This window comes from Plantactinospora endophytica (assembly GCF_016862915.1).
Classification (GTDB): Bacteria; Actinomycetota; Actinomycetes; order Mycobacteriales; family Micromonosporaceae; genus Plantactinospora; species Plantactinospora endophytica.
The window spans coordinates 482,465-507,274 of the sequence record NZ_BONW01000001.1 but is presented as its reverse complement, the minus strand read 5'-3'; the positions used below and the strand labels follow the sequence as shown (position 1 = coordinate 507,274).

General features: G+C 73.3%; 18 protein-coding genes and 3 pseudogenes. 5 read left to right on the top strand and 16 right to left on the bottom strand.

Annotated elements, in window-relative coordinates:
- Positions 1 to 82: 82 nt before the first annotated feature.
- The 4 genes and pseudogenes from Pen02_RS02265 to Pen02_RS02250 form a co-directional block, all read right to left on the bottom strand.
- Positions 83 to 1,663, bottom strand: a complete 1,581-nt coding sequence (locus Pen02_RS02265) for a bifunctional uroporphyrinogen-III C-methyltransferase/uroporphyrinogen-III synthase (RefSeq protein WP_203864170.1) — start codon at positions 1,661 to 1,663, stop codon at positions 83 to 85.
- Positions 1,660 to 2,625: a hydroxymethylbilane synthase gene (hemC, locus tag Pen02_RS02260; RefSeq protein ID WP_203864335.1), complete on the bottom strand. Its 966-nt coding sequence runs from the start codon at positions 2,623 to 2,625 to the stop codon at positions 1,660 to 1,662. Before hemC ends, Pen02_RS02265 begins: the two co-directional genes overlap by 4 nt.
- A 298-nt stretch (positions 2,626 to 2,923) precedes the next feature.
- Positions 2,924 to 4,243, bottom strand: a pseudogene (locus Pen02_RS02255) (glutamyl-tRNA reductase); the annotation flags it as partial.
- Complete coding sequence (locus tag Pen02_RS02250; protein WP_203864168.1) at positions 4,240 to 5,103, bottom strand: redox-sensing transcriptional repressor Rex; 864 nt, start codon at positions 5,101 to 5,103, stop codon at positions 4,240 to 4,242. The gene Pen02_RS02250 and the pseudogene Pen02_RS02255, both read right to left, overlap by 4 nt.
- A 556-nt stretch (positions 5,104 to 5,659) precedes the next feature.
- Between Pen02_RS02250 and Pen02_RS02245 the strand changes: the two genes are divergently transcribed.
- Together Pen02_RS02245 and Pen02_RS02240 are read left to right on the top strand one after the other, a co-directional pair.
- Positions 5,660 to 6,970 carry a sensor histidine kinase gene (locus tag Pen02_RS02245; RefSeq protein ID WP_239139896.1) on the top strand — a complete coding sequence of 437 codons (1,311 nt, stop codon included), beginning with the start codon at positions 5,660 to 5,662 and terminating at the stop codon, positions 6,968 to 6,970.
- Between the two features lie 164 nt (positions 6,971 to 7,134).
- Entirely contained in the window at positions 7,135 to 7,800 is a 666-nt protein-coding gene (locus tag Pen02_RS02240; RefSeq protein WP_203864334.1) for a response regulator transcription factor, read from the top strand.
- Positions 7,801 to 7,876: 76 nt separating this feature from the next.
- Here Pen02_RS02240 and Pen02_RS02235 read toward each other — a convergent pair whose 3' ends face one another.
- The 3 genes from Pen02_RS02235 to Pen02_RS02225 all read right to left on the bottom strand — a co-directional run bounded on the left by Pen02_RS02235 (position 7,877) and on the right by Pen02_RS02225 (position 10,630).
- Complete coding sequence (locus Pen02_RS02235) at positions 7,877 to 8,518, bottom strand: HAD family hydrolase (RefSeq protein ID WP_203864166.1); 642 nt, start codon at positions 8,516 to 8,518, stop codon at positions 7,877 to 7,879.
- A gap of 161 nt (positions 8,519 to 8,679) precedes the next feature.
- A complete protein-coding gene (locus tag Pen02_RS02230; RefSeq protein WP_203864165.1) occupies positions 8,680 to 8,937 on the bottom strand; it encodes a glutaredoxin family protein in 258 nt (85 codons plus the stop codon).
- A complete protein-coding gene (locus Pen02_RS02225) occupies positions 8,924 to 10,630 on the bottom strand; it encodes an AMP-binding protein (RefSeq protein ID WP_239139895.1) in 1,707 nt (568 codons plus the stop codon). The genes Pen02_RS02230 and Pen02_RS02225 overlap by 14 nt, the downstream gene beginning before the upstream one ends.
- Positions 10,631 to 11,389: 759 nt before the next feature.
- Here Pen02_RS02225 and Pen02_RS02220 point away from each other — a divergent pair.
- From Pen02_RS02220 to Pen02_RS02210, 3 genes and pseudogenes are all read left to right on the top strand, one after another.
- Complete coding sequence (locus Pen02_RS02220) at positions 11,390 to 12,268, top strand: ECF subfamily RNA polymerase sigma factor, BldN family (protein WP_203864333.1); 879 nt, start codon at positions 11,390 to 11,392, stop codon at positions 12,266 to 12,268.
- A 257-nt stretch (positions 12,269 to 12,525) separates the two neighbouring features.
- Positions 12,526 to 13,416 (top strand): annotated as a pseudogene (locus Pen02_RS02215) (DUF5667 domain-containing protein); the annotation flags it as partial.
- Positions 13,417 to 13,810: 394 nt separating this feature from the next.
- Positions 13,811 to 14,692, top strand: coding sequence for an HAD family hydrolase (locus Pen02_RS02210; RefSeq protein WP_203864162.1), 882 nt, complete (start codon positions 13,811 to 13,813; stop codon positions 14,690 to 14,692).
- 109 nt (positions 14,693 to 14,801) lie between these two features.
- Here Pen02_RS02210 and Pen02_RS02205 read toward each other — a convergent pair whose 3' ends face one another.
- The 9 genes and pseudogenes from Pen02_RS02205 to Pen02_RS41490 form a co-directional block, all read right to left on the bottom strand.
- A complete protein-coding gene (locus Pen02_RS02205; protein ID WP_203864332.1) occupies positions 14,802 to 15,671 on the bottom strand; it encodes a lysophospholipid acyltransferase family protein in 870 nt (289 codons plus the stop codon).
- Positions 15,672 to 15,970: 299 nt separating this feature from the next.
- Positions 15,971 to 17,095: an NAD-dependent epimerase/dehydratase family protein gene (locus tag Pen02_RS02200; RefSeq protein WP_203864161.1), complete on the bottom strand. Its 1,125-nt coding sequence runs from the start codon at positions 17,093 to 17,095 to the stop codon at positions 15,971 to 15,973.
- 119 nt (positions 17,096 to 17,214) lie between these two features.
- A complete protein-coding gene (locus tag Pen02_RS02195) occupies positions 17,215 to 17,316 on the bottom strand; it encodes a 30S ribosomal protein bS22 (RefSeq protein WP_007465623.1) in 102 nt (33 codons plus the stop codon).
- Positions 17,317 to 17,581: 265 nt separating this feature from the next.
- Positions 17,582 to 17,794 (bottom strand): helix-turn-helix domain-containing protein, encoded by a 213-nt coding sequence (locus Pen02_RS02190; protein ID WP_203864160.1) that lies wholly within the window; start codon positions 17,792 to 17,794, stop codon positions 17,582 to 17,584.
- Positions 17,795 to 18,054: 260 nt separating this feature from the next.
- The gene (locus Pen02_RS02185; RefSeq protein ID WP_203864159.1) at positions 18,055 to 19,239 is read right to left on the bottom strand and encodes an ABC transporter permease; all 1,185 of its coding nucleotides are present in this window, start codon (positions 19,237 to 19,239) and stop codon (positions 18,055 to 18,057) included.
- A gap of 230 nt (positions 19,240 to 19,469) precedes the next feature.
- Positions 19,470 to 20,237: pseudogene (locus Pen02_RS02180) on the bottom strand (ABC transporter ATP-binding protein); the annotation flags it as partial.
- 107 nt (positions 20,238 to 20,344) lie between these two features.
- Positions 20,345 to 21,760, bottom strand: coding sequence for an efflux RND transporter periplasmic adaptor subunit (locus tag Pen02_RS02175; RefSeq protein ID WP_203864158.1), 1,416 nt, complete (start codon positions 21,758 to 21,760; stop codon positions 20,345 to 20,347).
- Positions 21,761 to 21,935: 175 nt separating this feature from the next.
- Entirely contained in the window at positions 21,936 to 23,642 is a 1,707-nt protein-coding gene (locus Pen02_RS41495) for a hypothetical protein (RefSeq protein WP_239139894.1), read from the bottom strand.
- A gap of 43 nt (positions 23,643 to 23,685) precedes the next feature.
- Positions 23,686 to 24,426 carry a permease prefix domain 1-containing protein gene (locus Pen02_RS41490; protein ID WP_275413546.1) on the bottom strand — a complete coding sequence of 247 codons (741 nt, stop codon included), beginning with the start codon at positions 24,424 to 24,426 and terminating at the stop codon, positions 23,686 to 23,688.
- Between the last annotated feature and the right edge of the window lie 384 nt (positions 24,427 to 24,810).

Genomic DNA, 24,810 nt, shown 5'->3' with positions numbered 1-24,810 from the left:
CTAGGACCGATGGTGCCTCAGGTTCGAGCGGGCTTCACCACTTTTTGGTGCTACGTGAATCCGACAGCGATTCACCGGAACGTCACCGGAACCGCAGCGCCGTCGGGCCCTGTACCTTCGAGCCCCGGCGCTGCTTCGCCGGCATCGCGGCCAGCTTCTCCCGCAACTCCACCGCGTACGACGCGAGCGCCTCCACCAGGTCCGGCACCGAGGCGTGCGCCGGCTGGGCGTCCACCCGCAGGCCGAACTCGGTGGCCGTCTCCGCCGTCTTCGGGCCGATCACCGCGACCACCGTCCGGGCGTGCGGCTTGCCGGCGATGCCGACCAGGTTGCGCACGGTCGAGGAGGAGGTGAAGAGGACCGCGTCGAAGCCGCCCGACTTGATCGCGTCGCGGATCTCGGCCGGCGGCGGCGCCGCCCGCACCGTCCGGTACGCGGTGACGTCGTCGACCTCCCAGCCGCGCTCGGTCAGTCCGGCCGCCAGCGTCTCGGTGGCGATGTCGGCGCGGGGCAGCAGTACCCGGCCGACCGGGTCGAGGATCTCGTCGTGCGGCGAGAACTCGGCGAGCAGGCCCTCCGAGGACTGCTCCCCGGACGGGATCAGCTCCGGTTGGATGCCGAATGCGCGTACGGCGTCGGCGGTGGCCTCGCCGATGCAGGCGATCTTGACGCCGCCGAAGTGCCGGGCGTCCAGCCCGTGCTCGCCGAACTTCTCCCAGACCGCCCGGACCGCGTTCACCGAAGTGAAGATCACCCAGGCGTACCTGCCGTCGACCAGGCCCTTGACCGCCCGCTCCATCTGGGCCGGGGTACGCGGCGGCTCGACCGCGATGGTCGGCACCTCGCACGGGATGGCACCGTATTCCCGCAGCCGGGCACTCATCACCCCAGCCTGCTCCTTGGTGCGCGGGACGAGCACCTTCCAGCCGTACAGCGGGCGGTTCTCCCACCAGCTCAGCTTGTCCCGGTGCGGCACACCGGCACCGAGGGTGAGCACCACCCGGCCGGTGAAGCCGAGTGCGGCGGCGACGAAGCTGTCCACCGTCGAGGTGGTGGTGTACTGCGTCTCGCCGGTGCCGTCCCCGGTCACCGCGACCGCGGTCGAGCCGTCCACCCCGACCGCGAGCAGCCCGTCCCGGATCGCGGCCAGGTCACCGGCGTCCACGGCCAGCGCCAGCGAGCCACGGCTGACCGCCGCCGCCAGTGCCTCGAAGTCCATCGCGGTGACGTCGTCGACGTCGGCGGCGGTGCGTACCCCGGACAGCGGTACCCCGGCGTAGGTGGCCACCCCCTCGGCCTGGCCGACCCCCGGCACCACCTCGAAGTGCACGGCGGTACGCGCCACCGCCTGCACCTCCTTGACCACCGAGTCGTGCCCGAACGGGTCACCGGCGACCAGGTGTACGGCGGACAGCCCGGACCGGGCCGCCGAGAGCAGCACCTTGGCCACGTCGCCCGGCGCCCCCTCGGCCGGGGTGAACTGCGCGTCCTCCTTGGCCTCGGCCTTGACGACCGTGAGCAGGGCCTCGGGAACGCTGCGGTCGTATACCACCTGGTCGGCGTCGACCAGCGCGTCGTGCGCCCGGCGGGTCAGCAGACCCGGGTCGCCGGGTCCGGCCCCGACGAACGCGATGCGGCCTGCGGGCTTACGGGTGCCGATCATTCTGTAGCTCCAAGATGCTGGGTCCTCGCGCCGGATTCCGTAGGCGTGCCGAGGATCGAGTCGGCGCCGAGGTCGAGGAGTTCGGCGGCGAGCGCCTTACCGATCTCCGTCGCCTCGGCGGGCGTACCGGTGCGGGACAGCCGGATGTCACGGGTGCCGTCCGGGCTGATCACCGCCCCGCGCAGATAGATCTCATCGCCGTCGTCGCCCTCGGCGAGTTCGGCGTATCCGGCGACCGGGGCACTGCACCCGGCCTCCAGGGTGGCCAGGAACGCCCGTTCCGCGGTGACCGCGGCCCGGGTCGGTGCATGATCGAGTACGCCGAGCAGCTCGACCAGTTCCGCGTCGTCGATCCGGCACTCCACCGCCAGCGCACCCTGGGCGGGTGCCGGCAGCATCAGCATCGGGTCGATGGTTTCGGTGATCTCCTCGGCCCGACCCAGTCGGACCAGCCCGGCCCGGGCCAGCACCACCGCGTCGAGATCCGCCTCCGGGCCGTGCACCCGCCTGACGCGGGTGTCCACGTTGCCGCGGATCGGTACCACCGTGAGCTGGAGTCCGAGCGCGTGCAACTGGGCGATCCGGCGCAGCGCACCGGTGCCGACCGTGGCGCCGGGCGGCAGTTCGGCCAGCGTACGGCCGTCCTTGGCGACCAGCGCGTCGCGCGGGTCCTCCCGGGGCGGTACGGCCGCGATGTGCAGCCCCGCCTGCCCGGCCGTGGGCAGGTCCTTGTACGAGTGGACCGCGAAGTCGATCTCGTTGGCGGCCAGCGCGTCGCGCAGCGCCGAGACGAAGACCCCGACCCCCAACCGGTGCACCGGCGCGCTCGACCGGTCGCCGGCGGTGACGATCTCGACCAGTTCGACCTCGCGGCCGGTGGCCGCCGTCAGGGCGTCGGCGAAGCCCCGGGACTGGGCGAGGGCGAGCGCACTGCCCCGGGTGCCGAGCCGCAGCGCGGTCATGCCGTCACCCCGCTCCACGCCGTCACCCCGCTCCACGCCGTCATCTCGCTCCACGCCGTCGTCCCGCTCCATGCCGTCATCCCGGTGCACCCGGCGAGGTCGCTCCGCGCCGCGCCGGCGGCCCGGCCGGCATCGGCCCGAACCTGGGTCATCGTTCTCCTCCGGACTGCTGTCGGGGCACCGGGGCGCGCAGGGCGGGGCCGGTGCCGAGGTCGGCCTGACCGCCGATGGCCGGCAGGTCACCGAGGCCGGGCAGGCCGGCGAGACCGGTCAACCGGTTGCCGGCGGGCACCCCGGCCAGCTCGGCGGCGGCCAGTTCCGGAACGGTGTCCGCCTGGGAGGTGACCGGTACCTCCAGGTCGAAGAGCTCCCGGAGCAGGGCGGCGTACTGGTCTCCGCCGGGTTCGGCGGCGAGTTGCCGGACCCGCACCGTCGGCGAGTGCAGCAGCCGCTGCACCACCCGGTGCACCGTGTGGCTCACCTCGGCACGCTGGTCGTCGGTCAGGTCCGGCCGGCGCTGCCCGAGCCGGCGCAGCTCGGCGCTGACCACCTCGTCGGCACGGGCCCGCAGTGCCGCCACGGTCGGCGCGACGTCCGCGCCGCGCAGCCAGGTGAGGAACGCCTCGACCTCGGAGGCGACGATCTGGGTGACGGCGGCGGTGTCGGCGGCGGCCGGTCCGATCGGCTGGGCGGCGGCCAGTCCGTCGATGTCGACCACCACCGTGCCGGGCAGCTCGGCGATCGCCGGCTCGATGTCCCGGGGTACCGCGAGGTCGAGCAGCACCAGTGGATCGGGCCGGTCCGTCGCGCGGTTCCCCAGCGCCCGGGCCACCGTCTCCCGGGTGAGTACCGGCTCGATCGACGCGGTGGCGGCGACTACTATGTCCACTGTGGATAGCGCGGTGGGGAGTTCGGCGATCGGCACCGCCGTCGCGCCGTACGCCTCGGCCAGCCGGAGCGCCCGGTCGTGGCCCCGATTGCTTATCCCCACCGGGCCGGCGCCCAGCCGGGACAGCGTCGCCACGGCCAGCGCGCCCATCGAGCCGGCCCCGACCACCAGCACCGGGCGGCCCTCGACGCTGCCGCCGAAGTGCGTGGCGGCCAGGTCGAGCGCGGCGCTGACCACGCTCTGCCCGGCCCGGTCGATGTCGGTCTCGGCGTGTGCCCGCTTCCCCACCCGCAGCGCCTGCTGCATCAGCTCGTGCAGCAACCGGCCGGGCGCCTCGGCCTCGCCGGCGGCGTGGTAGGCGTCCCGCAGTTGGCCGAGGATCTGCGCCTCGCCGACCACCATCGAGTCGAGCCCGGCGGCGACCCGGAAGGCGTGCTCGACCGCCGCGCCGTCGTAGTGCACGTAGAGGTGGTTGGCCAGCTCGGCCGGGGCGGCCCCGGCGTGCCCGGCCAGCACCGCGCAGATGTCCCCCAGCCCGCCGTGGAAACCGGTGACGGCGGCGTAGACCTCGACCCGGTTGCAGGTGGAGACGACGACCGCCTCGCCGACGTACGGCTGGGCGAGCAGCCGGGCGAGCATCTCCGGCAGCTCGGTGCCGGAGACGGCGAGCCGCTCCAGGATGGCGACCGGCGCGGTGCGGTGGGACGCACCGACGACGAGCAGATTCATGAGCCGACAGCCTCCGCGTTCGTCGACCGGAGCGTTCCGGTGGGCGCCGCCTCGGTGGTGCCGGTGGCGGCGAGCCCGCCCGGCAGGGCGGTCAGCCCCGCCGGGGAGGAGCCGTTCGATGTGGCCCGTCCGGCGCCCGCCGGAGCGAGTCCCGACCCGGCGGTGGCCGGCAGCCCGGTCAGCGCCGCCTTGCGGTGCTCGTGGAAGGAGAGGATCTGTAGCTCGATGGCGAGGTCGACCTTGCGGACGTCGACGCCGTCCGGCACCACGAGCACGCACGGCGCGAAGTTGAGGATGCTGGTCACCCCGGCGGCGACGAGTTGGTCGGCGACGCCCTGCGCGGCGGTGGCCGGGGTGGCGATAACCCCGATCGCGATGCTCTCCTCGGCGGCCACCTGCGGAAACTCGTCGATGTGCCGGACCACCAGCCCGTTGATCACTTCACCGAGCCGGGCCGGGTCGGCGTCGAAGAGCGCCGCGATCCGGAAGCCGCGACCGGCGAAGCCCGCGTACCCGGCGAGGGCGTGACCGAGATTACCCACGCCGACCAGGGCGACCGCCCGACACTGGGTGAGCCCGAGCACGAACTCGATCTGGTCGATCAGCAGGGCGACGTCGTAGCCCACGCCCCGGGTGCCGTACGAGCCGAGCTGTGAGAGGTCCTTGCGCAGCTTGGCCGAGTTGACCCCGGCCGCCGTCGCCAACTCCTCGCTGGAGACCGTGTCGTGGCCGGTTTCGGCGAGATTGTGCAGGGCACGTAGGTATTCGGGGAGCCGGGCGACCGTCGCCTCAGGAAGATCCGGAAGCGCCGGCACGGCGCCGACGCGGCCGGGCGTGCCTACGGGGCGGTGCTGACTCATGCGACTCCGTGCCATGCGATCCTCGACCAGCCGGACCGGCGGGTCGTTCCGGGGCACCCGCTGGCGACCGCTGTGACCGGCTGTGCTAGCAGGGCTCGTCGGAGTAACAGAGTAGGCGCTTGTGAAGACACGCACAAATCGCGATCTTGATAGACCGCGATAACGCCTCACCTGGGCCTCCACAAACAAGATCAGTTACGCGACCCAACCGGAGCCGTCACGGCGATTATTACCTAAGTCCGACTTATCTGACCAACTCGCCGCTTCTACGCCGGCCGATCGGCCAGCCCTTTCGACCGATCCAGCAATCACGATGCGCCACGGATTTCCTGAGCTCCACCATCGCATTCGGCGACAATCCCCTGGGGTCCACCGGATATCCGTCGGTTATCCGGTCGCCGGATCCCCGACCGGAACGGCGCCGCCGGGGCCGGCGGAGGCCACCACCCGGTGCTGTCGACGGCGCGGATTCCGCCCCCGGGTGGGGCCAGCCCTACCGTGAAGAGGCCAGCCGATGGGATGGGGACACACCACGCCGATGCCTAGCGTCGAGAACATGACCACGACCACCGCTACCAGCGTGGCCGCCGGCACCGAACCCGGCGCCGGCCGCACCGTGCTACGCCAGCTCGCCATCGACTCGGGGTACGTGTTCCTCGGTCTCCCCCTCGCCCTGGCGAGCTTCGTGGTGCTCGTCACCGGGGTCGCGCTCAGCGCCGGACTCGCGGTGACGGTGACCGGACTGCCGATCCTGGCCGGCACCCTCTACGCCGCCCGGGGCTTCGCCGACATCGAACGGCTGCGGATGCCGGCGGTGCTCCGGCAGCCCCGGGTACGCCCCCACTACCGCACCGCCGACCCGGGGGCGAGCGCCTGGCGGCGGATCTTCGTACCGATCGCCGACGCGCAGTCCTGGCTCGACCTCGCCCACGGCTGGGTACGGCTGGTGGTGGCGCTCGGCACCTTCATCATCACCGCGGTCTGGTGGCTCGGCGCGCTCGGCGGCTCCCTCTACTGGGCGTACGACTGGGCGATCCCGCAGAGCCCGGACGACGAGGGTCTGCACCAACTGCTCGGACTCAGCGACACGGCCGCCGCCCGGATCGGTGTGAACACCGCCCTCGGGGTGTTCTTCCTGATCACCCTTCCGGTGGTGGTCCGGGGCTGCGCCCTTATGCAGGCCGGGCTCGGCCGGGCGCTGCTGACCGGGGTGGCCGAGATGCGCAACCGGATCACCGTGCTGGAGGAGCAGAAGCGGGCCGCGGTCTCGGCGGAGGCCACCGCACTGCGCAAGCTGGAACGGGACATCCACGACGGGCCGCAGCAGCGGCTGGTCCGGCTGGCGATGGACCTCAGCCGGGCTCAGCAGCAGCTCGACTCGGACCCGGAGGCGGCCCGGCGCACCCTGGACGAGGCGCTGGCCCAGACCCGGGACACCCTCGCCGAGCTGCGTGCGCTGTCCCGGGGCATCGCCCCGCCGATCCTGGTCGACCGGGGCCTGCCCAGCGCGCTGGCCGCACTCGCCGGTCGCGGGCTGATCCCGGTCGAACTCGCCGTCGACCCCCGGCTCGGCACCCGGGAGGGCCGGCCCGACCCGGCGATCGAGTCGACGGCGTACTTCGTGGTGGCCGAGGCGCTGACCAACGTCGCCAAGCACAGCCGGGCCACCGAGTGCTGGTTGACGGTGACCCGGGAGGACCGGTCGCTGCGGATCGTCGTGCTCGACGACGGCGAGGGCGGCGCCCACCTCTCCAAGGGGCACGGCCTGGCCGGGCTCGCCGACCGGGTACGCGCCAACGACGGCACCCTCACCGTGCTCAGCCCGCCCGGCGGACCGACCGAGATCAGGGCCGAGCTGCCGTGCTGAACGTCCCCGGCATCCCGTACGACATCGACCCCAAGCCGGTCGCCCTCGACGAGCAGTCGGACGAGCAGCCGCTTGCCGTCCTGGACGCGGACGCGGCGGCCCCGGCTCCGGTGCCGGCGGGACGCCAGCACCCGCAGTACGGGCCGGAGGTGGTAGACAACGTCATGCGCGTAGTGATCGCCGATGACGCGGTGCTCCTCCGGGAGGGTCTGGTCCGCCTGCTGACCGAGCACGGCCACGAGGTGGTGGCGGCGGTCGGTGACGGCACGTCGCTGGTCGAGGCCATCGTCACGCACCGCCCCGACGTCTCGATCGTGGACGTCCGGATGCCGCCCTCGCACACCGACGAGGGGCTGCGGGCGGCGGTGGAGGCCCGGCAGCGGGTACCCCGGACCCCGATCCTGGTGCTCTCCCAGTACGTCGAGGTGTCGTACGCCGACGATCTGCTCGCCACCGTCAAGCCGAGCGGTGGCGTCGGCGGTGGCGGCATCGGCTACCTGCTCAAGGACCGGGTGGCGGCGATCGACGAGTTCCTCGACGCCCTGAACCGGGTCGCCGGGGGCGGCACCGTGCTCGACCCGGAGGTGGTCGGCCAGCTACTGGTCCGGCGCCGCCGCGACGACCCGCTGCGGGAGCTGACCCCGCGCGAGCGGGAGGTGCTCGGGCTGATGGCCGAGGGTCGCTCGAACACCGCCATCGCCCGGGCCCTGGTGGTCAGCGACGGTGCGGTCGAGAAGCACGTCCGGAACATCTTCACCAAGCTGCAACTGCCGCCGGACGAGGAACAGCACCGCCGAGTACTGGCCGTGCTCGCCTACCTGCGCGGCTGAACCGACCCCGCCACGCCCGCTCGGCCGGCCGGCAGCGACGGCCGGCCCGGTCGCCGGCCCTGCGACCCCGGCATCGTCAGTCCAGTTTGGCGGCGAGTTCGACAGCCTCGGTGAGCGAGTCGGCGACCGGCCATCCGGCGGCGCGGAGCCGGGCCGAATCGGTGAACCCGCCGGTGTAGAGGACGCACCGGGCACCCACCGAGTCGGCCGCCTCGGCATCGTCGATCGAGTCGCCGATCAGCACCGCAGACGTACCGTCGATGCCGGACTCCGCCAGGTGCCGGGCCAGGTGGCCGGCCTTCCGCTCGCCGCCGACGGTGCCGCGCAGCCCGTCGACCCGGCGGAACAGGGCGGTCAGCCCGTACCGGTCGACGGCCGGCACCAGCTCGTCGTGGAACCACATCGACAGCAGCGACTGGGTACCGGTCCAGGACCGGATCGCGATGGTGGCGTCGGCGGCCAGCTCGCAACTGGCCAGCCCGACCCGGTACGCCTCGTGGAACAACTGGTCCAGCCGGCCGAACTCCTCGGCGTCCACTGCCCGGCCCAGCACTTCGGCGTAGTAGTCGGCGATCGGCCGGCGGAACTGCGTACGGTGCTCCTCGGCGGTCACCGCCGGGCCGCCGGCACCGGCCAACGCGACGTTCGTGGCGGCGACGACCAGGGTCAGGTCGTCCAGCAGGGTGCCGTTCCAGTCCCAGACGAGGTGCTCACGCATCCGAGCACGATACGCGGCGGCACCGACCCGGCTCACGCCGCCGGCCGCCCGCTGCGGCGCGAAGTCACCGACGTCACACGGCCGACGGGATCGGCCTCGGCCCACGGGTGGTCGCCTCGGCCCTGAAGCAGTCGGAAAGGGCGGTCGGTCGCGGACCTCGGTCAGTCGCGGGGGGCGGTCAGGTCGCGGAGCAGGCGCTCCTCCTCGACCCGCCAGTAGCCGTGCTCGCGGCCGTCGAGCAGCACCACCGGCAGCCGGTCGCCGTACTCCCGCTCCAGTTCGAGGTCGCCGGTGACGTCCCGCTCGGTCCACCGGTCGCCGGTCACCGCCACCACCCGGTCGACGGCCTCCTTGGCGACGTCGCAGAGGTGGCAGCCGGGCCGGGTGATCAGCGTCAACCGGGGCTCACTCGTCGTCACTCGCGCCCCTCTGCCTGATCACCGACCTGCGTACCCGGCCAATCGCGGAGAGCGGCAGGGACCGGACGAACTCTATCCTGCTCGGGCACTTGAACCTGGCCAGGCTGCGGGCGCAGTGTGCGGCCAGCTCCTCGACCGAGACGCTGCCCTCCGGGGCCCGCACGACGTACGCGGTGACGGCCTCGCCGGCCACCGGATGCGGTACCCCGAACACCACCGACTCGACCACCTCCGGGTGGCTGCCGAGGACCCGCTCGACCTCCTGCGGATAGACGTTGAAGCCGTTTACCAGGATCAGTTCGCCGAGCCGGTCCACCAGGAAGAGGTCGGCCTCGGCGTCGGCGTACGCGACGTCGCCGGTCCGCCACCAGCCGTCCGGGTCCGGTCCGCCGTGCCCGTCCGGCCAGTACCCGGAGAAGAGGTTGGCGCCCCGGACCACGATCTCGCCGGGGTCGGTGCCGGGCGAGTAGAACTCCAGGCCGGGCTCGTCCGCGTCGTCCCCGTCGTCGTCCGGCTCGACGGCGGAGCCGTCCCGCCACAACTCCTCGCCGTCGGCGGCGACGAGCCGCAGTTCGACGCCGGGGATCGGCCGGCCGATCGAGTTCGGTTTCGCCGCCGGCCCGGACAGCGTCGTGGTCAGCACCGGGGCGGTCTCGGTGAGGCCGTATCCGACCTGGATCTGCCGGCCGGTCGCCTCGGCGAACCGGGTGGCGCCGCCGACGGCGAGCGGGGCGGCGCCGCAGATGGCGACCCGCACCGAGGCCATCGCGGCGCGGAGCGCGGAGCCGGCCGGCACCCCGGCCGCCGCCGGTGCGTCCGGCAGCATCGTCCAACCGAGGAACATCGACGGTACGCCGACCAGCACGCTCACCTGGTGCCGGGCGATCACCTGCAGTACGGCCGCCGCGTCGAACCGCTCGACGAGCACCCCGCACGCCCCGTGGTACGCCACCGCGCCCAGCCCCGCGTTCAGCCCGTACGCGTGGAACAGCGGCAGGGCCAGCAGCACCCGGTCGTCCGGCCCGACCACCGGTGGTTCGATCCGGCCGATCTGCTCGTGGTTGGCGAGCAGCGCCCGGTGCGACAGCATCGCGCCCTTCGGCTCGCCGGTGGTGCCGGAGGTGTAGAGCAGCACCGCCACCGCCTCCGGGTCCGTCCGGATCGGCGGGTCGACCGGCTCGCCGCCGGCCCCGGCCACCACACCTGCCGGACCCGCGCCCGCTGCCGCTGTCGTCGCTGGTCCGATGAGGCTCGACAGGCTGGTGTGCAGTTCGGTCAGTGCCGGCAGCTCCGCCCGGACGGTGTCGACGGCCGCCCGGACCTGGTCGGTGCAGACCAGTAGGGTGGCCGCCGAGTCGGCCAGGATGTGCCGCAGTTCCGGGCCGGTCAGCGCCGGGTTCACCGGCACCGCGACCAGTCCGGCCCGCTGGGTGCCGAAGAGCGCGACCGCGAAGTCGGGCGAGTTGGCCAGGGCGATCGCGACCCGCGCCGGACGGCCGTCTGCCGGCTCGGGCACCCGGGCGCGGAGCGCGGCGGCGACCCGGTCCGCCGCACCGTCCAGTTCGGCCCAGCTCAGTACGCCGTCCGGCCAGAGCAGCGCGGGATCGTCGGGCCGGGTGGTGGCGGCCAGGCGTACCCGGTCGGCCAGGGTGACCACGGCCGGTTCGGTGGAGGTGTCCGGTCCATCCTGCACGGTCGCTGAGTCTGGCACAGTGCCGGGCCGGACGCGCACCTGTGCCGCCGGCCCTTCCAGCGGTCGCACAACCGGCCATCCCGGACCGACCGGTACGTCCGCTCCGGACCGACCCCCGGCGCCGGCATCTCTCGACATGGAACCTCTCTCGACTTCGCCTGCCACCCGGTGTACGGTCCACGAGACCGTAGGGGGTTTCGGATATAGACCACCCCGGACGGTGCCCCGCTTCTAACACGTCCCACGCGGCACGCCCAAGGCCTGCCGCGCATTGGCGTGTCTCCACGTTCTCCCTGCTCAGAGCGCTCGCCTACCCATTGTCAGGCATCTGACAACGCACAAACTGTGCGCCCCGTTCGGGTGGCTTTCGGAAATACTTTGGCTCTGTGTAACGGACTTGCCGCATATGGGTGACGTTGGCCCTATCATCACTCGGGTCGGCTCACCCCTTTTGCCGTGAGTCGACACCCCTCAGCCCGAGGAGGCCGCCGTGCCTGTGAGAGCACTGCACCAGCAGCTGTGGGGCGTGTGCCGTCGTACGGCGCACCCCGGAACCGCCGTGCCGGATCGCGCCGACCCCGGCGCGGGTACGGCCACCATCGCGGCCCGGTCCCGGCGACCGGTCCCGCGACCTCGGCTGGCCGGGGAGGTCCAGTGAGCGCATACGGATACGTCGACGGAGCGACCGGCGGCAAGCTGCGGAACACCCGCCTCGCCCTCACCGAGGGCCTCGACCGGCTTCGCGTGTCCATGGACGACATGTTGAGCCTGGCGGTACGCGGCGACGGGGGCTCGAAGCGGATCCGAAACCGTCCACATCCGAACGAGACGCCGACCCGGCACAACACCCCGGGTGGCAACGCCCGACCGGTCGGCGGTCGGGTGGCCAGTCCCACCCGACCGACCATGCCCGCGCAGCCGGGGGCCGGGTCGTCGCCGGCCGAGGCAGGCCCCCGGACCGACGCGCCGGAGACCGAGACGGCGGTGCTGCCGGTCGTACCGGCCACCGAGAAGTCGACGGGCTCGGGCGGCGGCTCCCCGACCGGCTACCCGGACCGGCCGGACCCGTCCGATCCGGCCCGGGAGGTCTGGGCACTCGTCGAACGGGCCCAGGCCGGCGAGCCCGAGGCGTTCGGCCTGATCTACGACCGGTACGTCGACACCGTCTTCCGGTTCGTCTACTTCCGGGTCGGCAACCGGCAGCTCGCCGAGGACCTGACCTCGGACACCTTCCTGCGCGCACTGAAACGTATCGGCAGTTTCACCTGGCAGGGCCGTGACCTGGGGGCCTGGCTGGTGACCATCGCCCGGAACCTGGTCGCGGACCATTTCAAGTCCGGCCGGTACCGACTGGAAGTTACTACGGGTGACGTTCTGGATGCGGACCGCGAGGATCGGGGTCCGGAGGGCAGCCCGGAAGCGGCCGTGGTCGAGCACATCACCAACGTGGCGCTGCTGACCGCCGTCAAGCAACTCAACCCCGAGCAGCAGGAATGCATCGTTCTGCGATTCCTACAGGGCTTCTCGGTGGCGGAGACGGCCCAGGCGATGGGCAAGAACGAGGGTGCGATCAAGGCGTTGCAGTACCGCGCGGTCCGGGCACTGGCCAGGCTGCTGCCGGACGGATTCCAGCCGTGAAGCGCTCCCACACGCCCGGTCGACGCTCCGTGACCCCGCTCACTCTTCGTAGTATTTCCCGGCGCGGGCCCGTAACCGCCCACCCCCGCCGACCGTTTGTCCCGGTGCGACCGGTGGTTGGTTCGACATCCTTCCGGCCGGTCGGTCGGACAGCGGATCCGGCCCCGGGCACCGTGGCCAGGTCCTGAAGTCAGCCACCGTCGCATCCGCAGGCGGCGAGACGACGCCGACCGCAGTGTCGCGACCAGCGAAGGGAGGTGTCGGCGGTGAGTTGGAAGACCTTCTACCGCCAGCGCGCCGAGCGCTTCGCGCAACTGCTCGACGAGGCCAACGGGGGCCGTCGCCACCACATCCGGTCCCGCGTCGACGACGACCTCGCGCAACCGCTGGCGATCGGGCAACGGCTCCGGGACGCCCGCTCCACCGTCGAGGTCGACCCCGACTTCCGGGCCGGCCTGCGGGCCATGCTCGTCGCCACCGCCGAACGGGAGGGCATCGGCGCGACCGCCACCGACGACGCCATCGTCGACGGCGGCGGGCAGCCGGCGACCCGCCGTACCGGTCAGCCCGCCTTCCGGGGTCCGCGCACCCGGGCCCGCGCCCGTGGCGCGGTCGTGATCGGCGTCGCGGTCGGCGCCATCGCGGTCTCCGGGATGTCCGCCGCCAGCGAGAACGCCGTACCCGGCGACGCGCTGTACGGCATGAAGCGGCACACCGAACGCGCTCAGCTCGCCCTGGCCAGTTCCGACCTCAGCCGTGGCCAGCTCTTCCTCGACTTCGCCCGTACCCGGCTCGCCGAGGCGGTCGCGGTCGGCGGTCAGAACTTCGGCTTCTCCGCCGTCCTCGACGACATGGACGCCGACACCCGGCAGGGCATCAAACTGCTGACCAGCGCCTCGGCGCAACGACGGGACCCGGCCGCGCTCGACGCCGTGGACAGCTTCCTGCGCCAGCAGCGACCACAGGTCGTCCGCCTCTTCGAGGACACCACCCGGGCCACCCGGAGCCGGGCCAACGACTCGCTCGTACTGCTCGACGCCGTACAGAACCGGGCGGACAGCCTTCGGGCCGCACTGGCCTGCGGTGCCGGCGCGACCGGCCGAGCCGACTCGATCGGACCGCTGCCCCGGGCCTGCCCGGTGACCCGGGGCTCGACCAGTACTCCGCCGGACACGTCGACACCGACGGTCGAGGGGGACAGCGGCAGCCGTACCGAGGCGGAGCCGCCGCGTACCCCGACGGAGCGGACACCGGCACCCCGGGACCCGGCCCCCACGCCGAGCCAGGAGCAGCCGCCCCCGGTACGCGACCGGACCACCAGCGAACCCGTACACCGGGTCGGCGGCTGAGCCTGCGCATCCCGTCGGCGCACCGGCCTCGGCCTCGTCCTCGTTCGACGTCCACCTCGGCCCGGAACGGGCGGCGACCGTCGGACTCCGGGTACGTCAGGGCCGATCCGGCTACCCTCGCTCGTCGGACTCCGGGTACGTCAGGGCCGATCCGGCTACCCTCGCTGTGTACGCGTAGCGAGGAGGTTCCCGCGTGGCCCGGGCCCGCAAGGTGACGATCAGCACCGACGAGCACGGTCACACCGCAGGCTGGGCCGCCTCGGGACCGGACGCCCCACCCACGGCCCCGGCCCGGACCGACCCCTGCGCCGCCGCCTTCTTCGACGTGGACAACACGGTGATGCAGGGCGCCTCCATCTACTGGTTCGCCCGTGGCCTGGCGGCCCGCAACTACCTCACCACCGGCGACCTGGCCCGGTTCGCCTGGCAGCAGCTCCGGTTCCGGGTACTCGCCGTCGAGCACGCCGGCAGCATGTCCCGGGTCAAGGAGGCCGCGCTGGCCTTCGTCGCGGGCTGGCGGGTCGAGGACGTCGAACGGCTCACCGAGGAGATTTTCGACGAGCTGATGGCGCCCCGGATCTGGGCCGGCAGCCGGGCCCTGGCCCAGCAGCACCTGGACGCCGGTCAGCGGGTCTGGCTGGTCACCGCCGCCCCGGTGGAGATCGGCCGGATCATCGCGGCCCGGCTCGGCCTGACCGGCGCGATCGGCACCGTCGCCGAGATCCGGGACGGCGCGTACACCGGCCGGCTGGTCGGCGACCTGATGCACGGGCCGGCCAAGGCGGACGCGGTGGCCCAGCTCGCCGCGGTGGAGGGGCTGGATCTCGACCGCTGTGCCGCGTACAGCGACTCCGCCAACGACCTGCCGATGCTCTCCGCCGTCGGTCGGGCGGTGGCGATCAACCCGGACGGCACGCTGCTCCGGCACGCCCGGGAACGGGGCTGGTCGGTCCACGACTTCCGGACCGGCCGGAAGGCGGCCCGGATCGCCGTACCCTCGACCGTCGCGGCCGGGCTGGTGGCCGGCGCGGTGACCGCCGGCCTGGCGATGCGTCGCCGCCGACTGACCCGCTGACCCGCTGACCGACTGACCCGCTGACCCGCTGCCCGGACGGGTGGACGGTGAGCGGGTGGACGGGTGAATGGCTGGACGGGTCTCGACGCGGGCCGACGGAACGGCGGGGTCAGGGGCCGAACGGGTCGGGGCGCTTCTCCAGCAACTGGTGCAGGGTCTGCTGGATGGTCTCGCGTACCTGGTCGGCGAGGTTGAAGACGACAAGCGGATCGTCGGCCGAGTCGACCAGGTGGTCGGTGGGGATCGGCGGGCAGAACTCGATCAGCCACTTGCTGGGCAGCGGCACCGCGCCGAGCGGACCGAGCCACGGGAAGGTCGGCGTCACCGGGAAGTACGGCAGCTTGAGCAGTCGGGCCAGCGGCTTGATGTCGGCGAGCATCGGGTACGTCTCCTCGGCGCCGACGATCGCCACCGGGATGATCGGGGTACCGGTACGGAGCGCGGCGGAGACGAAACCGCCCCGGCCGAACCGTTGCAGCTTGTAGCGGTCCGCGTAGAGCTTGCCGACGCCCTTGAACCCCTCGGGGAAGACGCCGACCAGTTCGCCCCGGGCGAGCAGCCGCTCGGCGTCCGGGTTGCAGGCGACCGTGCCGCCGGTCTTGCGGACCAGCTCGGAGACGACCGGCATCCGGAAGACCAGGTCGGCGCCGAGCAGCCGCAGGTAGCGGTGCGCGGGGTGCCGGTCGTGCAGCACCGCCGACAGCACCAGCGCGTCCATCGCGACGGTGCCGGAGTGGTTGCCCACCACCAGGCCGGCCCCGTCGACCGGCAGGTTCTCGATGCCGAAGACCTCGGTGCGGAACCAGTCGCGGTAGAGCCGGCGCAGCACCGGATGGAAGACCTGGTCGGTCAGCTCGGGGTCGAAGCCGAACTCGTCGACCTCGTACTGGCCGGAGAGCCGTCGGCGCAGGAAGGCCAGCCCGGCGGCGACCCGCCGGTCCCACACGTCCCCGGGCCGGTCGGCCACCGCCGACCCGATCGGCCGGGGCCGGTGCCCGTTGCGCCGCGCCGGCCGGTCCAGCTCCGCGACGTCGTCCGCCGGGGGTACGCCGTACCGCGGCTCGGCCGCACTCTCCGGGTCGTGCCGCACCGCCGCGTTCTCCCCGTCTCCACCGGTCCCGATACCCCGACCGTCCCCGCCACCGGCACTCCGACCGTCCCCGCCGGTGCCCGCACTCCGACCGTTGCCGTCGGCGGCACTCCGGCCGTCCCCGCCGGTCCCGGCACTCCGGCCGTTGCCATCGGCGGTACGCCGGCCGTTGCCGTTGTCGTTGGCGTTCATCGGTCGCCCCGCTGCACCGGCCCGGCGCCGTCGGCCTGGCCGAGTTGACCGATCCGCTCCCGGACGGTGGCCCGGGTGTGCCGGACGCCGTCCATGATCGCCTGTTCGGCCCGCCGGAGCTGCTCCGGCCCGAGCACCGTCCCGTCGGTGTGGCTGGCGATGAACTCGTCGAAGGCGGCGGCGGTGGAGCGCGGGGTGAAGCCGTATTCACTGGTCAGCCTGGTGGTGTCGACCACCCGGCCGTGCACGAACAGGTCGACCTGGTCGAGGCCGTACCGCCCGAAGCCGAACACCCGGGCGAGCCCGGCCGCGCCGGAGAGCCCCGGCTCGACCACCGGCAGGGCGACCCGGCCGGCCCGGCGGATCGCCTGGGACAGCGCCAGCACCCCCGGCCCGGCGACGTTGAACGTCCCGGCGTGCTCCTCCACCACCGACCGGTGCAGCACCTCCAGCACGTCGTCGAAGTGCACGAACTGGAGCCGGGGGTCCCGGCCGAGCACGGTCGGCACCACGGGCTGGGCGAAATACCTGGTCAGAGTGGTGTTCGCCATCGAGCCGATGAACGGCGCGAAGCGCAGCACGGTGGCGGTGACGTCGGGACGGCGTCGACGGAAGCCGCGGACGTACCCCTCGATGTCGAGGATGTCCCGGGCGAACCCGCCGCGCGGCACCGCCCGGGGCTCGGTGTCCTCGGTGAAGACCGCCGGGTCCCGGAACGACGCCCCGTACGCGGCGGTGGACGAGCGCACGACCAGCTTGCGCAGCCGGGGTGCCCGCTGGGCGGCGGCGAGCAGTTGCATCGTGCCGATGACGTTCTGCTCCTTCATCGCCGCCCGGCCGCCGTGTTGCGGATCGGCGGCGGTGAGCAGCGCAAGGTGCACGACGGCGTCGGCACCCAGCTCGTCGACGATGGTGCCGACCGCACCGGCGTCGGCCCGGACCCGCTCGACGCCGTCGAGCAGCCCGGCGATCTCGGGCGCCGGTTCGTGCACGTCGAGACCGACGACCCGGGCGATCCGGTCGTCGGCGACGAGTCGCGCCGCCACGTGCGCGCCGAGGAACCGGCTGACTCCGGTCACCACGACGACCCCCGGCGCACCGGGGGTGCTACCGGGGGTCACCTCGCGCTCCGCGCGGGACGACCCGGGCCGGGCCCGGACCGCCGCGACGTCGTCACGTGGGCCTCCGAAGGTCGACAGCTGACCGGCTCACCGCCGGCCGGGCGAACGCCCGGCCAGGGTCACTTGCCGAGACGGCGACGCTGGACGCGGGTCTTGCGCAGCAGCTTGCGGTGCTTCTTCTTGGCCATGCGCTTGCGGCGCTTCTTGACCACCGAGCCCATACGACAGCCCTTCTGATGCGACGTGCTGATCGGACCGGAGTCACCCGAGGGTGCCGCCGGCTACCGAGCTGGACAACGGACCGGACCGGCACGACGGGTTCACACCCAGATCGGCACGTGGCCACGGTCGCGGTCCAGACTAGCGCTGCGTCGTCGGCCGGGCGAAAGCGCCCCCACGCCGAGCCGCCCGGCGCGCTCCGGAACCCCCGACCGTCCCGCGCCGGTACCGGCCCGCCGAGCGCCCGCCGTCGTCGCCGATCAGCCGTCAGGCGGTCTCCTGAAAGGCGCCGCGCAGATATTCGTGCACGGCGTGCTCCGGTACCCGGAACGACCGACCCACCCGGACCGCGGTCAACTCGCCGGAGTGCACCAGCCGGTAGACCGTCATCTTCGACACCCGCATCAACGTCGCCACCTCGGCGACGGTCAGGAACCTGACCTCCGGCATTCGGCTGTCCGGTTGTGGTGATCCTGCCATGGCTCACCAACCCATCCCAATCCCCGGCGCGTGCCCGGCGGGATGCTTCCGCGCCGCAGCTACGCGCGTGTTACCAGTACGGTAACGGGACGGCTGTGACCGACGCGATCCCTTCGGGCAATTGATCATCACTGACTCGCCCGTCGACACCTGGGAACGCCCGCCGGACCCCGTCGACCCGGACGACGGGGCCGGTTCGCCCCATCCGTCACCCCTGACGACCAGAGAGCGGGAGGGAGGGTCGAAAGGCTCGCCGACGGTCATTCGGCCCGGAGTGCCACCACCGGGTCCAACCGCCCGGCCCGCTGCGCCGGTACCACCCCGAAGACGATCCCGACCGTTGCCGAGACCCCGAAGGAGAGCGCCAGCGACCACCAGGTGACCACCGCCGGTACCGGGGAGAGGGCGGCCACCAGCAGCGCGGCGCCCACCCCCAGACCCATCCCGAGCACCCCGCCGAGCGCGGTCAGCAGTACCGCCTCCAGCAGGAACTGGATCCCGATGTCCCGGGGCCGGGCGCCGACCGCCTTGCGCAGGCCGATCTCCCGGGTCCGCTCGCGTACCGAGACCAGCATGATGTTGGAGACCCCGACACCGCCCACCAGCAGCGATATGCCGGCGATCGCGGCCAGCACCCCGGTCAGCACGCCGAGGATGTCGCCGAGTACGCCGAGGATCTGCTCCTGGGTCACCGCGCTGAACTCGGTGTCGGGATGCCGCCGGGACAGCTCGGCGACGACCCGGGCGCCGAGGGCGTCGATCTCCGCCCGGTCCGGTGCCTTGATCGCGATGCCGTCGATCCGCTGGGTGCCGTAGAGCCGGTGCGCGGCGGTCACCGGGATGTGCACCTCGTCGTCCCGGTCCACCCCGAGACTCTGGCCGAGCGGGGCGAAGACCCCGACCACCCGGAACCGTACGCCGGCGATCGCCACCTGCTGGCCGACCGGTTCCCGGTCGCCGAAGAGGGTACCGGCCACCGTGGCACCGAGCACCGCCACCCGGCGACTGGTGTCCACATCGGACGCCGTCAGGTAACTGCCCTGGTCGAGTTTTCGGACGAACACCTCGGGCGTGGTCTCCAGTACGCCCTGCACGGTGGTGAACGCCGAGCGGGTACCGGCGCGTACCGTCTCGCCGGAGGTGACCGTGACCGCCACCCGGCGCGGATCGCCGACCACCCGGTTGACCGCCTCGACGTCGGCCAGCGACAGTCGGGAGACGGCCGGCGCCGCGCCGAAGTCGAGCCGGCCGGGCACCACCACGACCAGGTTCGAGCCCAACCCCTCGACCTGCTGCTCCACCTCCCGCCTGGCGCCGGTGCCGATGGCGACCAGCACCACCACGGCGGCCACCCCGATCACCACCCCGAGCATGGTGAGCATGCTTCGCAGCCGGTTCGCCGCCAGCGCGTCCAGCGCGACCCGCCACGCCTCGGCGATCCTCACGAGGCGCTCCCCGGGCTCTCCGCGCTCCCCGGGCTCTCCGCGCTCCCCGGGCTCTCCGCGCTCCCTGCGCTCTCCGCGCCTCCCAGGCTCCCCGCGCTCCCGAGGCTCCCCGCGCTCGCCGCGCTCTCCGGCGACTCGTCGCCGACCCCGCGGCGTCCGGTGGCTCCGGTGGCGCCACCGGAGCCACCGGACGGGTGCCCCGAGTCGCTTCCGGACGCTCGTCGGGGCTCCGCGCTGGGAGCGGGGTCTACTATCTCAGGCCGCCGCCGGGCCGCCGGCACGACCGTCGCCGAACCCGGCCCGGTCTCCGCTCCCGGCTCCGCCGCTGCCGGTACGACGACGGCTCCGTCCCGCATCACGACCTGCCGGTGCGCCCGCCCGGCGACCTCGCGGTCGTGGGTCACCAGCACCAGCGCCACCCCGGAGTCGGCGTTCAACTCCTCCAGCAGGGTCAACACCGACTCGCCGGTCGCGCTGTCGAGATTGCCGGTCGGCTCGTCGGCGAGCAGCAGCACCGGATCGGTGACCAGGGCCCGGGCGATCGCCACCCGCTGCTGCTCCCCGCCGGAGAGCTGGTTGGGCCGGTGGTCCAGCCGGTGCCCGAGGCCCACCCGGCCGAGCATCGCCGCCGCCAGCTCCCGCCGTCGCCGCCCGCCGATCCCCCGGTAGACCAGCGGCAGCGCTACGTTGTCGACCGCCGAGGTCCGGGGCAGCAGGTGGAAGGACTGGAAGACGAAGCCGATGGTCTCGTTGCGCAGCCTGGCGAGTTCCCCGGCGTCCAGGGTGGCGACGTCCCGGCCGCCGATGACCAGCCGGCCGGAGGTGGGCCGGTCCAGGCCGCCGAGCAGGTGCATCAGAGTCGACTTGCCCGATCCGGACGGCCCGACGACCGCCACGTAGTCCCCGGCGGCGATGGTCAGCGAGACACCGCGCAACGCGCTCACCGACACGCCGCCCAGGTCGTACGTCCGGACCAGGTCGACCGCCTCGACCGCCACGCCGGAGCGACGGCCCGGTCCACCGGCCACCGGGCGACCGGGTCGGCGAAGTTCGACCCCGCCCGCGCCCGATGATCCGTCCTCGGAGCTGCCCACCGGCGGTCCGGTCACCGGACCCGCTCTCCGGACCGCACCTGGTCCGCCCCGCTGACCACCACCTGCTGGCCGGGCTGCACCCCGCTGACGATCTGCACCAGTTCCTGCCCCTGCACCCCGACCGTCACCGGCACCCGTTCGGCTATCCCCTCCCGGACCACCCAGACCGCGTCCCTGGCTCCGTCCGACTGCACCGCCGCCGCCGGCACGGTCACCGCGCCGGTCGCCTCGCGTACCCGGAGCCGGACGACCGCGCTCATCCCGGGGCGGGGAGCCGGGGCGGGCCGCCCGTCGGTGAACCGTCCCGGACCGAGCGCCAACCGCACCCGGTACGAGACACCGCCCCGCGCCGACGCGGTCGGCAGTACGTCGACCGAGCGGACCCGGGCCGAATACTCCGCCCCGGTGGCGGCGTCGAGTTCCACGCTCGCCGGCACCCCCTCGGCGACCAGCAACACGTCCGTCTCGTCCACCTCGGCGACCAGTCCGAGGTCGGTCAGGTCCACCACGGTCAACACCGGGGTACCCGCACTCACCCGGCCGCCGACCGGCACGGCGCCGTCGACCCCGGCCACCGGTGCGGTCGGGCCGCGCCCGCCGGGCCCACCGGCCGGATCGACCCCGGCCGGCAGACCGAGCCCGCCGGTACCGGCGAGCAGTCCGGCCAGCGCGTCGGCGGGAACGCCACCGGCCGGCGACGCGGGACCGCCGAGCTGCACCACCCCGCCGATCGGGGCCCGCAGCACGAGGGCGTCGACGGTCGCCTTCGCCAGGTCGTACGCCTGCTCGGCCTGGAGACGCTGGGCGGCGGAGAGCGCCCGTACCGCCGAGCCGAGTCCGGCGACGCCCCGCTGCACGGCTCGTACCGCCTCGCCCACGCTGTCGGCCGCCGCCGTGTACTGCCGCTCCGCGATCCTGACCTGGGCGAGCAGCGCGGCCCGGGCCTGTGGGTCGGTGATCCTGCCGGCGGCGGCCCGAGCGGCCCGGAACGCCTCGTCCGCCGCCCGGTCCGTGCCGCGCCGCAACCGGGCCAGGTCGGCGCCGCCGCCGATCCCGCGCCCGGCGCTCCGGGCCGCGTCGAGGGCCCGGCGCGCCCTGGCCAGCCGCTCCCGGGCCGACGGCGAGTCGATGACGGCGAGCACCCGGCCCGCCCGGACCCGGTCACCGGGGCCGACCCGCAGCTCGGCCAGGGTGCCGTCGGCGGGCGCGCTCAAGGTCGCCGCAGCGCGGGCCGTCACGCTGGCCGGCGCGTCGACCAGTTCGGCGACGTCGGCTCGGGCCGCACTGGCCAGCCCGACCTGCTCGTCGGACTCGCAGGAGGCGGCGGAGAGGCCGAACAGGACGGCGGAGGCGAGGAGGCCGGCGGCCAGCCCGGAACGACGGGGCCGCGGAGCTGCGGGCAGGCGCGGCGGAGAGGCGCGACGCACGCCGCCATGGTACGAGCTACCACCCGCCGCGCCGGTCAGGACGCGCGGGCGGCTGCGCCACACGCCGTTGCCACCGCACCACACACCGTTGTAGCCGCGCCACACGCCGTTGCCGTCGAGTCACGCGTCGTTGCCGTCGAGCCACGCGGCGGCGAGCCCGTCGAGCCGCCTCCGGTCAGGAAGCGGTCTTCTTCACGTACGCCACGCACTCGTCGTGCAGCTTCGCCCAGTCCCGGCCGAACGCCTCCCGCGAGGCGTCCACCTCGGAGCGGCTGTCGTGCACCACGAGTTTGAAGAAGTTGAGCACCTTCTGCTCGCCGAACCGGTCGACGAGGTGCCGGACGGCGAGGTAACCGACGCCGTAGCTGCCGGCGACGTGCCAGTCCTCGGAGCCGCCACTCGGCGCCACGTCCGCCAACTCGCCGTTCCAGCCGGAGTCGACCAGCCGCTCGACCTCGGCCAGGCTGTCGTACCGGCTCGCCGCCCGGCCGCCGGCCGCCGCCTGCTCGGCGACCCCCTCCACCAGCCACCAGGCGTCGTCGGGAATCCGGCCGGCGCCGGCCAGCGAGGAGGCGTGGGTCAGCTCGTGCCGCATCAGGTCGGCGTACTGGCCCGGCACGACGGCTTTCGAGTTGAGCACCAGGTCGTACTGGTCGCCGCCGACCGAGACGGCGTACCCGGCGGTCCAGTCCGGGCGGTCGCCGCCGTACCAGCGTTCCCATTCGTTCGGGCCGGCGTAGAAGATCAGGTAGCGCTCCGGCGGGGACCCGTCCACGGCGTACCGGTCGGCGACCTTGGCCGCCCGCTCCCCCTCGCGCAGCAGGTCCGGCAGCCGGTCCCGGAACGCCCGGGGTGCGGCGACCAGGGTCCGCTCGCCGATCGAGGCGACCAGTTCGTCGCTCTCCCAGGGGCGTGGCCGGCTCGGCCCGCCGGCCTCCTCGGTGTCGATCGCGAAGAGTCTCGGCTTGCCGGCGGTGTCCTTCCACCGGGTGACCATGGTGATCTCGTTCGGCTCGCAGGTCGGGCTCACGAAGCAGTGCGCGACGGTGAGGTTGGCCCGCCACTCGCCGGGCGTACCGAGTTGGCTCACCTTGCCCCGGACCACCGGCTGCCACTTGCTGACCCGCATCGCGCGCAGGGTCCGGAAGTCCCGCCGCAGTTGCCGGGCGACCGGCGTGTTCGGCTCGGCGACCGCGAGGTACCCGTTCTCGTCGCCGCCGAGCAGCGCCTTCGCCTGCCCGTCGAGCAGGCCGGCGATCTGCTCGGTGAGCCAGTTACCGGTGACCGGGACCGGGTCGCCGGCCTTCGGGCTGGGCGCCGCCTCGACCGCGCCGGACGCGTCGGCGGGACGGTCGGCGGCCCGGCCGAGCAGGACCGCCCCGATCGCGACCGGGGCCGCGCAGAGCAGGAGTGCCATGACGGTGCCGAGGGCCACCCACAGCGGCCACCGGCGGCGACGCGGTGCCGCGACGAGCCCCGCCGGTGGCGGATAACCGCCGGGCGGCGGATAACCGCCCGACCCCGGGTACCCGCCCGGCACCGGATAGGCCGGCGGCACCTGGTACCCGACCGGCGCCGACTGGTACCGGCCAGGCTCGTAGCCCGTGGGCTCGTGGCCTGCGGTCTGGTAGCCGCCAGGCTCGTAGCCGCCGGTCTGGTAACCGCCGGTCTGGTAGCCGCTGGTCTGGTAGCCCGAGGGCTGGAAGCTGCCAGGCTGGTAGCCGCTCGGCTGGTAGCCGGCGGGCTCGTAGCTGGTGGGCTCGTAGCTGGTGGGTGTCTGCCGGTGGTGGGGTTCCGGTTCGGCGCCGGGGTGCGCCGATGGATAGCCGGGCGGCGGCTGGTCGTCGGCCGGTGGGCGGTGGCGGATGTCCCCGTCGGTCACGGCCGGAGAGTACGACCAATCGTCCAGCCGTGCGAACCGGCCCTCAGCGGCTCGCCCCCGACCTGGCCACTCGTGTCGCCACACGAAGGTCCGGCCGCTCGGCGGCGGCCAGCCAGCAGTGTCGGGCCGAGGCGAGCAGCAACGCCGACGAGACGGCCCAGCCCACCCCGCCGACCAGTACCCGCACGCCCCCGTCCCCGGGCGCCAGTACGGTCAGCAGTGCACCGCAGACCATGCCGACCCCGACCACCACCGAGGCGAGTACGGCGGTCAGTCGGATCGCCGCCAGCCGGATGTCGAAGTGCCGCAGTCCCCAGCGCAGCAGGACGGCCGCGACGACGGCGGCGACCAGGGCGAGCCCGGAGAACACGTCGGTCGCCCGGGCCAGCCACAGGTACCCCGGCCCCGGCGGGACACCCTCCCACAACTGCTGCCAGCCGCCGGTCCGGCCGAACAGCTCGGACCCTGCGTACTGGGCGCCGAGCACCACGAACAGCAGCAGCGCCGTACGTCGGCCCTGTGCCACCGCCAGCACGTGTTGCAGGTCGGCGGCGATCTGCCGGGCCGGCCCGAACTCCCGGACGGCCTTCCGCTGCGCCTCCGGGCCGGTCAGACCGGCCCGCTGGTACGCCTCGGCGGCGTCGACCAGCCCGTCCCTGATTTCGGCCAGAATGTCCGCTCGCAACCGGACGGAACCGCGCAACCGGTCACCAATCGCCGAAACGTGGTCGTCGATCAGGCCACTCACCTGCTCAGTCTCCCGACGGTGCGTCCGTGATGCCATCCGGAGGAACCCTGACCCTGATACGGACGCTTTCACGCGGGTACCACCGCAACGCGCCGGATGGGCGCCCTGTGCTCGATGTACGAATTGTGCCCCGGCCGGCCGCCTCAGAACGTTAGGGCGATACGTCCGACGAAGTCACGACCTGCTTTTCCTGCCCGAAATTGGATTGCCACGATCTGGCCCGCATCGATCCGGTTAGCGCTTTTCGAGCGTGGAGCGGCCTGAATTCCACTGGTTCGTGGGTTTTCTTCATATAGGCCCGCGATGCACTGATGGTGGCCGTACGGTGACGTTAAGTGGCTACAACCTATTTGTGGCCCTCCGCGCCCCAGTTGGTGCGGCCGTGTCTTGTATTCGAAAGGCAGGGAGCTTGATGTCCGA

What these genes read in the sequence shown, in the direction of transcription:
- Pen02_RS02265 (WP_203864170.1), bottom strand. Translation starts at nt 1,663, where the DNA reads ATGATCGGCACCCGTAAGCCCGCAGGCCGCATCGCGTTCGTCGGGGCC.
- Pen02_RS41490 (WP_275413546.1), bottom strand. Translation starts at nt 24,426, where the DNA reads ATGGCATCACGGACGCACCGTCGGGAGACTGAGCAGGTGAGTGGCCTG.
- Pen02_RS02245 (WP_239139896.1), top strand. Translation starts at nt 5,660, where the DNA reads ATGACCACGACCACCGCTACCAGCGTGGCCGCCGGCACCGAACCCGGC.
- Pen02_RS02190 (WP_203864160.1), bottom strand. Translation starts at nt 17,794, where the DNA reads ATGGCAGGATCACCACAACCGGACAGCCGAATGCCGGAGGTCAGGTTC.
- Pen02_RS02250 (WP_203864168.1), bottom strand. Translation starts at nt 5,103, where the DNA reads ATGAGTCAGCACCGCCCCGTAGGCACGCCCGGCCGCGTCGGCGCCGTG.
- Pen02_RS02235 (WP_203864166.1), bottom strand. Translation starts at nt 8,518, where the DNA reads ATGCGTGAGCACCTCGTCTGGGACTGGAACGGCACCCTGCTGGACGAC.
- Pen02_RS02195 (WP_007465623.1), bottom strand. Translation starts at nt 17,316, where the DNA reads ATGGGCTCGGTGGTCAAGAAGCGCCGCAAGCGCATGGCCAAGAAGAAG.
- Pen02_RS02220 (WP_203864333.1), top strand. Translation starts at nt 11,390, where the DNA reads ATGTTGAGCCTGGCGGTACGCGGCGACGGGGGCTCGAAGCGGATCCGA.
- hemC (WP_203864335.1), bottom strand. Translation starts at nt 2,625, where the DNA reads ATGACCGCGCTGCGGCTCGGCACCCGGGGCAGTGCGCTCGCCCTCGCC.
- Pen02_RS02240 (WP_203864334.1), top strand. Translation starts at nt 7,135, where the DNA reads ATGCGCGTAGTGATCGCCGATGACGCGGTGCTCCTCCGGGAGGGTCTG.